Origin of the sequence: Moorena bouillonii PNG (genome assembly GCF_001942495.1) — a bacterium.
Classification (GTDB): domain Bacteria; phylum Cyanobacteriota; class Cyanobacteriia; order Cyanobacteriales; family Coleofasciculaceae; genus Moorena; species Moorena bouillonii.
Genome location: NZ_MKZS01000001.1, coordinates 2,797,013 through 2,810,298, shown reverse-complemented (window position 1 = coordinate 2,810,298; position 13,286 = coordinate 2,797,013). Strand labels below are relative to the sequence as shown.

The window sequence follows — 13,286 nt, the reverse complement described above, 5'->3', positions numbered from 1 at the left end:
TGCTTCTACATCCTAGTCTCTATCACCGTTTCGACTACTTTTGCCTAATGGATAGTTTTTAAGGGGGGTTAGGGGGGATCTATGTACCTAATTACAAATTTGACATGCTCCCGGGATGGATGCTCCTTAAATGTTTGTTTAGGTAAATCATAGACTATGAAACTCCTTTCTATAAAAATCAAAAACTATCGTGTCTTTGAAAACCTGGAAATAAAAAATATTCCCGCCTTTTTTGTCATCGTTGGTGCAAATGGTACCGGTAAATCAACCCTGTTTGACATATTTGGTTTTATCCACGATGCTCTCAAAAATAATATTCGTCAAGCTCTCCAAGTTCGTGGCGGTTTCAATGAAGTTATCACCCGAGGTAAAGAGCAAGAAGATATCAAAATAGAACTGCAGTTCCGTATGAAAATTCTAGGAACTGAGCGCCTCGTTACCTATAGTCTGAGCATTGGACAAGACAAGAGACGACCGTTAATAAAACGAGAAATTCTGCGTTATAAACGTGGCGCACACGGTAAACCTTTTCATTTTCTAGACTTTCGAGAAGGAAAAGGATACGCTATCATCAACGAAGAAAACTTTGAACAAGCTGACAAAGACCTGCAACGGGAAGAACAAGAACTTGAATCCAGCGACATTTTAGCCATAAAAGGCTTAGGACAATTCCAACGCTTCAAAGCCGCCAGTGCCTTTCGTTCCCTGATCGAAAACTGGCATGTTTCCGACTTTCATATCAATGAAGCTAGAGGCAGCAAAGACGCACTCTATGCTGAACACCTCTCCCCCACAGGGGACAATATGGCATTAGTAGCCCAATACATCTATCAAGAACATCCCGAAACATTCGATAAAATTCTCAATCGAATGCAAAAGCGAGTCCCCGGCATTTCCAAAGTAGAAGCAAAAAACACCGAAGACGGCAGACTAATCCTAAAATTTCAAGATCAAGCCTTTAAAGACCCCTTTATCGATCGCTATGTTTCCGATGGCACCATGAAAATGTTTGCCTATTTAATATTGCTCTTCGATCCTAAGCCTCACCCTCTACTCTGTGTCGAAGAACCCGAAAACCAACTTTACCCCAGCCTTTTACATAAACTCGCCGAAGAATTTGCCAGTTATGCCCATCGTGGTGGCCAGGTCTTTGTCTCTACCCACTCCCCTGACTTTTTAAATGCCGTTCCCCTGGAGAGCATCTTTTGGCTCACCAAAGAAAATGGTATCACCAAATGCTCAAGGGCTAAAGATGACCAAGACCTTGTCAATCTAGTCAAAGCTGGAGACTTACCCGGTTATCTCTGGAATCAAGACTTGTTTAAAGGAGTTGCCCCTAATGAGTTATGACCTGATTTTTATGCTAGAAGAACGCTCCATGAAAAATGTTTTAGAGCAACTCCTACCGAAAATTATCCCCGAACAAATCACCTATCTTTGTATCCCCCACCAAGGCAAACAGGACTTATGGGAATCTATTCCCAAGAAAATTGAAGCCTTTCAATATAGTCCTGACACTAGATTCATTATCGTCCATGACCAAGACTCCCATGATTGCAAAAAACTCAAATCCAAACTATTAGAAATTTGTCAAACTGCCGGGAAATACAATAATGTGATGATTCGGATCGTCTGCCATGAATTAGAATCCTGGTTCTTAGGAGACTTAGCCGCAGTCGAAAAAGCCTATAACATGAAACCTAATAAGCTCAGTGAAAAACAACTTAAACAGAAATACCGTAACCCCGATCAGCTTAATTCTGCCAAACAAGAGCTTACACGTTTAGTTAAGGAATACTATCCAGGAAGTCATTCTAAAGAAATTGCACCCCATTTATCTTTAACTGACAATACATCCCACAGTTTTCAAGTCTTTATTAAAGGTATTAAACATCTCCTATAGGTATCACCATGACCAAATCCGGTTGGGTGCATCTCCTAAAAGCTGTTTGACACTCCTGCTCCCTGCTCCCTGCTCCCTGCTCCCTGCTCCCTAAAACCCAAGACCTTAATAGCAGGGTTACCATCTACAAGCGTCTGCGAATCGCTTCTACAATGTTTCGGGTTCGGTCAAGATTCATTAACAAAGCTAGGGTCAATTTTACAGGTAAAAATGCCCAGCTTAATGCTAACATCAAGGGGTTGGGCTTCATCGAAGCATAGGAGTAACCATGCTTGAGCATGTTAGTATAGGTTACTTGCTGGCAAATATGAATCTCTGTCACAGAAAGTCCCCCACGCCGCCATTTTCCAGTGGTATTGGGGTCAATCCCCCGACGTTTTGGTGTGATTTGCTTATGGGATGAGACACCGCCCTCATTTTGAGGAACGTCCAACATTTGAGGTTGGAACTCCAGACCTAGAAACTGGCAAATTTGTTCCACCGTCTGCTCTGGATTTGTTACCAAATCTTCAAATCTCACCGTACGACATCGGGGATGATTGGCAAACTTTTCAGCAGCGTTAATCGAGGCATTCCAAAGTTTTGAGATGGTAAAGGGATGATAATTGCACCAAGACCGGAAGGCTTCTCGATAGGGAATATTCTTGGCACCCAGGAATTTGATTCGCCACTTATATTTTTGTGAAAGCAGTACGTCTCGGGGGTCACGAACCATATTAATAATCCGGCTTTCGGGATAAAGCTCTAGGATTTCAGCTATGTATAAAACATTGCGCGGAGTTTGCTCACAAGGAATCTTCTTACCGTTTTTGCCAGCTTTGTATCCCAAAAATACCTTAAAGACATCCCCAGAGGTGAGCTTTTGCTCCGGAAACTGGGAAATAATTGCTTTGGCTTCTTCACTAAAGTCACTGGGATCCCCTGGACGCAGAACATCACTATGCTGAATTGATAGGAGGCGAGCGGCTAGCTGTTCTGCTTCTGCCTGAGTCAGGTAAGAGGCTCGATGTTCCTCGGACCATAACTGCTCAAAAAAATGGAGTTCCTCAAAGGTGAAAACCTCTGAATTTAATCCCAAGATTAGACCCATCAGAGTAGTTCCACTACGGGAGTTTTCCACTACAAATATTTGTTCTACTCTTGGTTGATGATCAATCATGATGGGCTAATGGGGTGATAAGGTGATCAGGTAATTGGTAACAGTATGATAAGTAGTATATCAGCAGTAAGGATTAAGCATAACAAAAAAATGCTTGTCTTTCTTTTATACTGTTCCCTATTCCCTATTCCCTATTCCCTATTCCCTGTTCCCTGTTCCCTACTCCCTATTCCCTACTCCCTACTCCCTACTCCCTACTCCCTACTCCTTTGTTGAACAGACCAGGAATTAACTACCAATCCAGCCAGTAACCAAAAATAAAAACTAAAGGGTCGAAGTTTAAATGTCCTTTCCACAAAGGTGTAAAAGAAAGAAACAATAATTATAGTACAAAGCATCACCCCAAGGGATTTGTATTCAATGGATGAAGAAGATTTAATCAGAGATTGAGAGGTTTGGTAAAGCCGTAGCAAGATTAGCAAAAAAATTCCCAAACCAACAATTCCAAAATATCCCAGGAAGGCAAACCAGTAGGCATCTTCCAGGAGTTCCACATGCCAGGATAAATGCCGTTGTTCATCTGGGGAGAGAATCACGGAATTTTCTATTCCTCTTTGTAAGGCACCAGGCTCTGGACCAAAGCCAAACCAGCCTCCTGAATTCATCAAACCATTAACAATAGTCTTGGCTGCCCAACCCCGCTGAGCTTCTAAGTTGTGTTGCCAGTAATCTGGAGAAAAAATCGAGAAGAAATAGGAAGTTAAATCAGTAATTTCACCATTTTCAGAGACTGAAGCGGCTGATTTTTGAAGATTCAATAATGGGGAAATTAATACTACAGTTATCAAAATTGCTGTAGAAAACCAGAGGATGAGAGCAGTATCTCTTTTACGTTTGAGATGAACTAATACTAGAATAGGAATTAGTAGAGATATCATCAGTCCAGCTCGCTTTTTGGAAGCAAAGTTGGCGAAATATAGCACTAAAATACTAGCGGAGTCTTTGAAGGTGGGAATAAGATGACTAGAGTGGGTGTAGACATGGCTAATAAATACTGAAATGGCTAACATCAGGAATCCTGAAAGGATGGCACTGTCGCCAAAGGTGCCAATGCTAGCATTTTTTGCAGCCATTGTGCCGGAGTGGATGACTTGCCTGGTGAATAGTTTCTGACTGATGCTGGCGGGTAAAAAGTATTGGATTGAGGCTATACCTGCCTGGATTAAACTGGCTAGTCTAATACTTTTTAATAATAGAGAAAGCTGTTCGATAGAAATGTCAATATTAACAACAGTATAGTAAACGGAGATATACCGAAAATTAGTGCGTAAGTTTTTAATGCTACCTGCAATTCCAGCATGGTTAACAACAATGGAAATCATGGTACCGAGGAAAAAGGCAATAATCAGGATATCAAGGGGGGTTTTTCGTATACCTTTACCAGAGGAGAGCCGCAGGTAAATTACCCTTACCATTAGGATGTAAAGGATAATTTCGGGAACAAAACGTATTAATGCGATTAACGGTGAGGGTAAGGGCAGCCAGTTGAGAACAAAGTCTTCAAAGGGTTGGTAGATGGTGAGGGTTAAAATTATCGCAAATGGTAGCTGCCCTGTTTGCATCGCCCATCGATACCAGGCAATTATTTTTTTCATTGTTGGAAGTAGGGAGTAGGGAGTAGGGAGTAGGGAGTAGGGAGTAGGGAGTAGAGAGTTGAAAGTTTTATAAATGCTTGTTACTTTATGGGTTTATTCAGTGGTATTCTAGCTAAGTTGGGAATTCTGCTAACATCCATAGGGTAACTAAATGAATTAATTGTGAAAATTTTTGTTACCGACTCCCTGTTCCCTACTGGGTGCATCTAATTTTTGCTGCTTGACCTGGTGGTGCGTTACGGGACGGGCTATCCTAACACTGGCGGTAGAGCGGAAAATTAGGGCGACCCCGTCCCTAACGCACCCTACGCCACTCCCGACTCCCGACTCCCGACTCCCGACTCCCGACTCCCTATTCCCTATTCCCTGTTCCCTGTTCCCTGTTTCCGGTGCTATAAACTATGTCTGTTGCTTTAATTGCCCATTATCTTGGTCCTCGCTTAGGCATTGGTCAGTATCTGAATCGATTACTACCACCTCTAGTTGAGGAACTGATCAGCCGAGGAACTAAGGTGAAAATCTTGGCTTCTCCGAATGCGTTTGAGAATACCCCTACCCTACAGGAGTTGGCAGATAGTGTTAATATCCTACCACCGCTGGATTACTCCCCAGCTAAGCGATATGGTTGGGTGGCTACTCGCTTGAGTGGGTATTGTGCTCAAGCAGGAGTAGAGGCTCTAGTTTGGCTATCTAACCCGATCGTTCTGCCGTGGCATCCACCTACTATTGCAGTGCTTCATGATGTCAATGAATGGAAAGCGGCTAATAAGTATGGCGATCGCATAAAAACGGCTTTGCGATCGCTAATTTACCTGGATGCCTCGATTCGTTTTGCCCAGCAGATTATCGTGGTAAGCAAAGCTACGGAGAATGACCTGCTACACTTTCGCCCTAACCCAAGGCTTCAACAGAAGCTGAAAACTATTCCGAATGGAGTAGACTCACCCCTAGCTAAGTTACCGACCGTCTCGATTTCTGCTCCCACTGGACCATTCTTGTTATCGGTAGGTCGGATCGACCCAGCTGCCAAGCGTTTACCGGAAGCTGTGGCATTAACCTCTCAACTTAGAGAGCTTAGTGGTGAACTTTGGGAATTGCATTTAGTGGGAGGGATGAATACTTCCACCCAAGCTAGCGGTGAAGCGTTCCTCAAGTCAATTGAGACCTTGCCTTGGGTTCAGTATCATGGCCACATAAGCGATCGCATTCTGGCTCAATGGTATCGACAGGCAACAGCGGTAGTGTTTCTGTCTGACCGGGAGGGATTTGGACTACCCATTGCCGAAGCCGCATCATTTGGTCGCTTCGTGGTGGTATCTCAAGGGAATCAAGCCGGTTTAGAAGCAGGGGGTTCTGCCATCATTACCGTTGATCCTGATCAGCCTAGGGAGGCAGCCGAGAAGGTAATCGGTGGTTTGAAAGAAAAACAACTAGTTGAGATTAGTAGTAATTTGCCGAAGTGGGAAACAGCAGCAATGGCTTATGCTGATGCGATTAATGAACTATAGTGCAGGGTGCAGCGGGAGCATGTCACTACTTCAGAAAACTCTTAACAATTTTTAATATTATTTTTGAGGTGAGTTGGTTTATAATAAATTCCAGTCCATCAAGCTAACTGTTTAGCAGCACTAGCAAATCGGTGCTTTTTATGGTGCTGTCTTATTTTTATGTTGATGACAGCACGATCAAAAGTAAATTTAGAGAATCTGTTTAGGTATGTTTGACAAATTCAACTCAGGGTTGTTGGAATCAACACTCTTCAAGGTATTCCACTGCTTTGATATAACTCGATACTTTAAAAATTAGGCATTACTGAATCTTTGAATGAATAGGAGTAGAGTGGGCAGTGTCCGCCCCAGTAGAGTGGGCATCTTGCCCGCCGGATAAGAAGAGTGGGCATCTTGCCCGCCGGATAAGATCTCGAACGGGCAAGATGCCCATTCCACAACACTAGCCCATTCCACAACACTAGCCCATTCCACAACACTAGCCCATTCCACAACACTAGCCCATTCCACAACACTAGCCCATTCCACAACACTAATAGTAGCCAATAGATCAGGCTTTTTCAAACATCTTCTTTTCCCAACCCATTCATTCCAAAGCTATTGAAACAGCAGTAGAAGCGAAGCCGGTCAACCTGGATATCGCTCCAAATTACCCATGCATGGCTTACAAATGCTGAGCTTAACATTGGTATAGCACTACCCATTAAAGTTAGGACATTGATAAAATCTCAAACGCTAATGCACCTTAATAAGGGGGAATTCCTCTTGCCTTGCGCGTAGCGCTATATCAGCTATTAGCCGTAGGCCAGGCTAGGCCAACATTTGATGCCCTAAAGATAGTGCTACTAGATCGGTACTTTTGACTAAAATAAGCTCACGGCTGACGGCACCTCAAGTAGCGTGAGCTTTTAGCTCACGGCTGACGGCTGAATGCTTACGTGGTCATTACGATCAATTTAATTGATTTTAGTGCGATCGCTAAAACTGATCGCACGTATACTAGGCAAGTTTAGCTATAGCATTTTCTCATAATAAATACTTATTGTCAATAAACTGGAAATATTTTTTAATAAACCCCGCCTCGTTGTGTTTATAAACCCACAGAATGTTTCAGACAGACATCCAGGGATAGGTGGTTGTAGCTGAAACCGATTTCTACCGTTGCGATGCTCCGAAAGAGCCGCTAAACGCGCATCGCACCAGTAGCAAAAACCAACATCCCAACTCAAGGGCGTACGCTAAGCAAAACTAAGCCCACGGATCAGCACATTCTTTCCTGATTTTTTACAAATATGAGATAAACCATTAGCAGCTGTGTATACCCGCACAGCTGATCGCACAGGTGCATCTTACTGATTACTAAATTACTATGTTGGACTTCTTTTTGATCGGCGACACCAAGTGGCTGTTTGAAACTGCCATGGACAACCCCGAATTGGCTCCGTCCGTGGTTGAACTGCTCTTCCTAGAAGAGATTAAGTACAACGTTCGTGACAGCTCAATCTTAAAACACGACTATCATCTGACAAATTTAAGACAAGTCTATGTTGACACTCTCCGGTCTAAAGACCCGGGGCAGGATAGTAGTTATCAATAGTGCTAAAATAATAAGTTGCACAATATATATAGCAATTCTCATAGTCATGAGCGACATTGCTTATCCTTTTAAGGCAGAAGGCAGAAGGCAGAAGGCAGCAAGGCAAGAAGCTCTTAAGGCAATAAGTGCCAATCAAAAGTGTACCTCATAGCTATGAGAAACGCTAGAAATAGTAGCAGCTAAAGATTTAGCATTGCTGAATAGCTGTTAATAATCAATCTCAGTAAAAGTTAATGTAGGGTGGGCAGTGCTTGATACAGATCAGATCAGCTGACAAAGTCCGTTGCTAGGCACTGCCCACCATCGGTGTAGCCCCAATCGGAATCTGATCCGATTGGCCGTTGGCCACGCTACGCGATTGACCGTAGGTCACGCGGGGCGCGTTCGCACTTCCCAATTCCATTAAATTAAAACCAAAAAAAATAGCCGTAGAAATACTATCCACGGCTATTTCACTGCTGTAAACGCAATTGTCTTGTCTATCAGTTTCCGAATCAATCCGGATGTGATCCTACCCGAACAAACCCGAGCCTTTGACCGGGGGGGAAACCCCCCCAGAAATTTAACCTATTAACGCCAAGTCGAAGACTTGGTTACAAAACTAATTACTTCTCCTGGAATGCCCGTGGGCTGCAAAGGGCTCCACTCGGAAACCTCTGCATACCCCAGTGCATAAAGGCTGTAAATAGTATTAATTACGGCTTCAGGAGAGCCCTTAATGTACTTAATACGTTTTTTCTTTGGGTTAGAATCTTCATGATTGTTGTCGTGATTCGGAATAAAGTCTGTAGACATGATTAAAAACATCAATTTTGTTTACAGTAATTATTATAATGATTATACATTTAATGATCAAGGGTTTAAAATTTTTTTTTTGGGGAGGTAATTTGAGAATAAATTTTAAAAAACCGAATGCTAAATTGATAGCTTATGGGCTACGCCAACAGCTATCAGCTATCAGTTATCAGTTCATGTAGGGTGGGCAGTGCTTAATACAAATCAGATCAGCTGAAAAAGCCCGTTAGCAGGCACTGCCCACCCTAGGATTAATCTCAACTACCGATTGCGGAAGCCCAATCATTTGGTTGCTTGCTGGTGGTCTCTTTTAGGAATCAAGCCGGTGTGAAAGCTGGGGGGGTTCTGCCATCATTACCGTTGACCCTGATCAGCCTAGGGAGGCAGCCTTTGAAGGTAATGGCTGGCTTGAAAGAGAACTAGCCGAGATCAGTACTAATTTGCCCAAGTGGGAAACAGCAGCGATCGCTTATGCTGATGTGATTAATAAACTCCATAGGGAGTAGGGGTAACTATCTCGAATGTACCTCATAACTATGATTAACACTATAGATAGTGTGCCAATCCCCTCATAACTTTTCAGGAGTCGAAAGTCAAGCATTAGCCTCTAGTTTGACGTTGGCAGTGATTAGGGTTTTTGATCAAAAACTATGCTGAAAACGCAGGAAACAGCGCTGACGGCTCAACAACGTCTTAACAAAAGTTTAGGGTTTGCATTCCCATACTCTTAGGAGTATGTTAAGATTTTGACGGCTTGTTAAAGTGACAAGGCAATTATAGAATGAAGGTGCAATGATGCGAATTATCTTATCTGAGCAACTACAATACAAACCATTGCCACGAGCGCTAGCAAGTTGGCCGTAGATGAGGCAATAGCAAAAGCTTTGCGAACACAGCAATTGACTCCCTCAGCCATCTCAATTTACAGGGAATCCATATCTTCACCGAAAGCAATGTCTTAGCTATACAATTGCGATCGCTAACCGTTGGGTTTAATCAAAGCTTAACCAATTTTGCCCTTCACAATTATCCAGCTGACGTGCTATATCAAGATAGAACGACGAATTCAAGTTCCATGGGAAAGTGAACAAGTTTTGGGTAACCAATCCTAAGCAACTATAGACACTAGAAATAGAAGAACACTAGAAAGAGAAGAAACAGAAATGCAGAACGTGGATTTTGAGATACAAATACCAGAGATCGAAAGTGCTCGCAATTTACCAATCCATGAAGAATACTTTTGGTTAATCCAAAATGGAACGAAACGCAAGCTCCGGTTACACGACTATGTTGATGTGTACCAAATTCCTTATTTGTACGAGCATCTGATGGAAAAATTGGACAGCCAATCCCATACAGTGCTGACTTCTTTACTCGTGGAACAATTTACCCAAGCTGGCGGCACGGTTGAAGATATGGTGGTGCTAGATATGGGTGCAGGAAGTGGCTTGGTTGCCAAAACTCTAGCTGACTTGGGGGTCAAATCAATTGTGGGGATTGACATTATTCCCCAAGCAGCAGAAGCTGCTCAACGTCAGTATCCTGGGGTTTACGAGGATTACCATGTGGGGGATTTGGCTAATTTAACCGAAACCACTAAGGAGGCATTAAGTCGTCGAGGGTTTAACTGCCTGATTTGTTGCTCCGCTCTGAGTAATGGTCATGTTCCGGCGGATGCTTTGAGTGTAGTATATAATCAGATTGCCCCTGATGGATGGATTGCCTTCAACGTAGCTCAGTATTTCTGGAAAGATGATACTGAGACGGGATTTCAGCAGCAGCACCCTTGGGTAACAGATACAAACATTTTTGAGGTGGTTCAGATACAACCCTACCGACACCGATTTTATACCGATGGACGTCCCCTAGAGTATGTAGCCATCATCGGGCGTAAGCGGTCTAATATCCTATAAAGCTAGCTATCGAATAGCAAAAGTCTCGGTCGGTTGCGACCGAGCGGTAGACTTAAAGGGATTTGATAACACTAAAAATGGAGCAATAATGCTAGCACAAAAGAGTCGGATAGATTGTGACCAATTCAATGACTTCTTTGTAGAAGAAATTGCCTTAGAGGAGGTGTTGGTTGGCAAAGATACAATCGAGTTTATCTATAGCATTGAGGGCGAAAATATTCGCTGTTCCATCCGTTACAATTCCGTCGAGTTTACCGATCCAGCCTTAAAGTCGCCAGAAGAAACTAAACGTTTTGCAGTGGTTCTAGCAGTGATTTGCTCTGTGCGATTTGGTCCGTTACTTCCGAGACGATTAAATTTTACAACGTACAGTCGCTACATAGATCAGGAACTGCTGGAATTCCTCAAGGTTGTCATGGTTGGACACTGGAGTCAGCATCGCTATCAAGTGGGACAATTGAGTTACAAGTTTCCCGAGTTTGTAGTCACAGCTTCAGAACTAGGGAAAGACGCAAGTTATCCACTGTGGTCCGCTGCCAAGGTTGACGGTAAAGCAAAGATTATTTTAGGGTCTGGCTCGGGTAAAGACAGTCTGTTGTGCAGCCGGATTTTGGAAGCTGCCGGGATTAACTACGACATTGTAACGTACTTCCACGATATTTATGGGGAGGATGTGGGCCAAGAAACATTGTTCGAGCAGGTAACGAGCCATCTAAAATTTACAAATAAACACGGTGTTTACTTTTATGATCAGTATTACCCGTGGCTGGAAAATCGGTTAAGCAGAACGAATATCATTGCGAGGGCAAAGGATTATTTCGGGAACAATCGCTTTCGCTCGGAAGCGGGAGAAACGCTGCTGACCACAATGGCTATGATACCGGTTCAAATCGTACATGGTATTTCCCTTTTGGCATTGGGACACGAGAAGAGCGCTGATGCACCCAATCTGATTGAGCCGGAATCAGGGGAAGCGATCGCCCACCAATGGACTAAAAGTTTTACCTTTCATCAGACAATCTCCAAGCTCATAGCACGGATGTTTGAGGGAGTTAATATGGTAAGCCTGACCAAACCCATCCATGATATCAAAATCTTTGACCTGCTCTTTGGGCTTGACAACCAGCTACCTTATGGGACAAATTCGTGCAATGTACAAAAGCCTTGGTGTTGCAGATGTGAAAAATGTTGTTACGTCTTTGCCGGTTTTTGCGCCTATGGGGATGTGAGCAAAACCATTCAAGCTTTTGGCAACAATCTGTTGGAAATGGAAGAAAACGTACCTATTTGGGAAGATTTGCTCGGCCTGAACGGGTACATTGCCTGGGAGTGCGTAGGGCTTCCCGAGGAAACCCAGTGGTATTTTTACAAGCTCTATCTCAGGGGAGTCAAAGGTCGGGCAATGGATTTGTTTGAGCAAGAAGTTCTGAATCCGTTGAGACAAAAAGGAGAAGAGCATGTAAAACAATATTTCTCAGCAATCGAGAAAAACTATTCTCAAGTCTATGAAAACCACCATACGATGCCCGAGTGGTTGTGGCAAAAGATTCAGCCAGTCTTGGAACAAAAGTATTGAGTTGAACCCAAGGGAACCGGATATAGCTTTTGCTAGTAAGCCTCAGGTACATCTAAATTTTCTTCCAAGTCTCTGTTGATGCAAAGCGCGAGCCGTTTCAATTTCCAAAATAATCGACGGTTGAATCCCTTCGGTAGCTTCGTCTAACACTAATATAGCACTACCCATTAAGGTGTTTGACATTGATAAAACCTGAAACGCTGTTATAGTAAACTTTTGCCTCTTGCCTCTTGCCTCTTGCCTTGGGCGTAGCGCTATAACTGAGGACATCCCATTAATGCTCGCGCGTTCGCATTCTCGCTCAATGGTATCGAGAGGCAACAGCGGTAGTATTTTTATCTGGTCACTATAATCCATGTATCAAAGGTAATGCAAGACCCATTGGTCATATCTAGCCCAGGACTAAAGTCCTAGAACAATTCAGGTCTATTGCCTCATGTTGTTTGACCCTCCCTGTTTTTAGGATAGAGACATCAAACAGAAATCAGGTTACATCAAAACACTTAGAAATAGCTAAAGGGTGAACACCATGAACATCAAGCACTTTTCTCTACTTGCAGGTCTTGCAGCCATTACCCTCACTAGTTTTCCCATGGCAGCTAATGCCCAAAAAATGCATCGATCTTTCTCCAAGCTTAACCTCACTGACCAGCAGGAACAGCAGATTGAAAACATCCGTAACAATACATACTCTGAAATCGAGGATATTCTCACTCCCCAGCAACAAGAGCAATTTGAAACTATAAAAACACTACGCGGTCAACTACGAGACGCAAAAGAGGCTACAAATCTTTCTCAAGAGCAGCGAGAGGAAATCCGCGAAATTAAAAAGTCAGTACGAGAAGAAATGGAAAGTATGAATCTCTCTCAAGAGCAGCGAGACGACATCCGGGAGATTAAAAAGTCAGCACGAGAAGAGATGATGGGTATTCTCACCGACGAACAGCGCCAACAAATTCGTCAAGAAATGGGCTCACGTCGAGGTAAGCGTGGATCTAGAAGGGGATTGTTCTAGGACTGGGTGCATCTCATCTTTGTAAAAAATCAGCGTAGTGGCGTGGCACACCTAAAAACGTAGGTTGGGTTGAGCGGTAGGGAAACCCAACAAAGCGTTACTGGTGTTGGGTTTCATTCTTCAACCCAACCTACGCTTATTGCACCATTTTAGATGTGTCAGTCCAGTAGTGGAGTGACCATGTTAAAATAGTGTAATAAAGCCAGGGAGCGGTGAGAACCATGG

The 13,286-nt window shown here is 43.3% G+C and carries 13 protein-coding genes and 1 pseudogene; 9 read left to right on the top strand and 5 right to left on the bottom strand.

The genetic code is table 11. The features are described from left to right. The first annotated feature begins 156 nt into the window (after positions 1-156). On the top strand, positions 157-1,350 hold the full coding sequence (locus tag BJP37_RS11525) for an AAA family ATPase (RefSeq protein WP_075898896.1): 1,194 nt from the start codon (positions 157-159) through the stop codon (positions 1,348-1,350). Continuing rightward, positions 1,340-1,903, top strand: coding sequence for a DUF4276 family protein (locus BJP37_RS11520; protein WP_075898894.1), 564 nt, complete (start codon positions 1,340-1,342; stop codon positions 1,901-1,903). Before BJP37_RS11525 ends, BJP37_RS11520 begins: the two co-directional genes overlap by 11 nt. Positions 1,904-2,027: 124 nt before the next feature. On the opposite strand, the gene BJP37_RS11515 is transcribed toward BJP37_RS11520, so the two are convergent. After that, positions 2,028-3,062: a sulfotransferase family protein gene (locus BJP37_RS11515; RefSeq protein WP_075898892.1), complete on the bottom strand. Its 1,035-nt coding sequence runs from the start codon at positions 3,060-3,062 to the stop codon at positions 2,028-2,030. A 90-nt stretch (positions 3,063-3,152) separates the two neighbouring features. Here BJP37_RS11515 and BJP37_RS43480 point away from each other — a divergent pair, with 90 nt between their 5' ends. Further along, complete coding sequence (locus tag BJP37_RS43480; protein ID WP_269086987.1) at positions 3,153-3,278, top strand: hypothetical protein; 126 nt, start codon at positions 3,153-3,155, stop codon at positions 3,276-3,278. On the opposite strand, the gene BJP37_RS11510 is transcribed toward BJP37_RS43480, so the two are convergent. Next, positions 3,257-4,657, bottom strand: a complete 1,401-nt coding sequence (locus BJP37_RS11510) for a hypothetical protein (protein ID WP_143727571.1) — start codon at positions 4,655-4,657, stop codon at positions 3,257-3,259. The genes BJP37_RS43480 and BJP37_RS11510 overlap by 22 nt on opposite strands. Before the next feature lie 172 nt (positions 4,658-4,829). Between BJP37_RS11510 and BJP37_RS39000 the strand changes: the two genes are divergently transcribed. Beyond that, positions 4,830-5,144 carry a hypothetical protein gene (locus BJP37_RS39000; RefSeq protein WP_158069538.1) on the top strand — a complete coding sequence of 105 codons (315 nt, stop codon included), beginning with the start codon at positions 4,830-4,832 and terminating at the stop codon, positions 5,142-5,144. Then, on the top strand, positions 5,059-6,165 hold the full coding sequence (locus BJP37_RS11505; protein ID WP_075898888.1) for a glycosyltransferase: 1,107 nt from the start codon (positions 5,059-5,061) through the stop codon (positions 6,163-6,165). Before BJP37_RS39000 ends, BJP37_RS11505 begins: the two co-directional genes overlap by 86 nt. A 294-nt stretch (positions 6,166-6,459) precedes the next feature. Here BJP37_RS11505 and BJP37_RS11500 read toward each other — a convergent pair whose 3' ends face one another. Then, positions 6,460-6,711: a hypothetical protein gene (locus BJP37_RS11500; RefSeq protein WP_214607754.1), complete on the bottom strand. Its 252-nt coding sequence runs from the start codon at positions 6,709-6,711 to the stop codon at positions 6,460-6,462. Positions 6,712-7,585: 874 nt separating this feature from the next. Here BJP37_RS11500 and BJP37_RS38995 point away from each other — a divergent pair. After that, entirely contained in the window at positions 7,586-7,762 is a 177-nt protein-coding gene (locus tag BJP37_RS38995) for a hypothetical protein (RefSeq protein WP_198954011.1), read from the top strand. A gap of 570 nt (positions 7,763-8,332) precedes the next feature. Here the strand turns inward: BJP37_RS38995 and BJP37_RS11490 are convergent. Beyond that, a complete protein-coding gene (locus BJP37_RS11490) occupies positions 8,333-8,557 on the bottom strand; it encodes a hypothetical protein (protein WP_075906001.1) in 225 nt (74 codons plus the stop codon). Positions 8,558-9,720: 1,163 nt separating this feature from the next. On the opposite strand from BJP37_RS11490, the gene BJP37_RS11485 reads away from it, so the two are divergent. Beyond that, positions 9,721-10,470 (top strand): class I SAM-dependent DNA methyltransferase, encoded by a 750-nt coding sequence (locus tag BJP37_RS11485; protein WP_075898883.1) that lies wholly within the window; start codon positions 9,721-9,723, stop codon positions 10,468-10,470. 88 nt (positions 10,471-10,558) lie between these two features. Continuing rightward, on the top strand, positions 10,559-12,046 hold the full coding sequence (locus BJP37_RS11480; RefSeq protein ID WP_075898881.1) for a MurL C-terminal domain-containing protein: 1,488 nt from the start codon (positions 10,559-10,561) through the stop codon (positions 12,044-12,046). A 90-nt stretch (positions 12,047-12,136) separates the two neighbouring features. Here BJP37_RS11480 and BJP37_RS42400 read toward each other — a convergent pair. Continuing rightward, positions 12,137-12,220: pseudogene (locus tag BJP37_RS42400) on the bottom strand (ABC transporter ATP-binding protein); the annotation flags it as partial. 355 nt (positions 12,221-12,575) lie between these two features. On the opposite strand from BJP37_RS42400, the gene BJP37_RS11470 reads away from it, so the two are divergent. Then, positions 12,576-13,061, top strand: a complete 486-nt coding sequence (locus BJP37_RS11470) for a Spy/CpxP family protein refolding chaperone (RefSeq protein WP_075898877.1) — start codon at positions 12,576-12,578, stop codon at positions 13,059-13,061. Positions 13,062-13,286 lie beyond the last annotated feature (225 nt).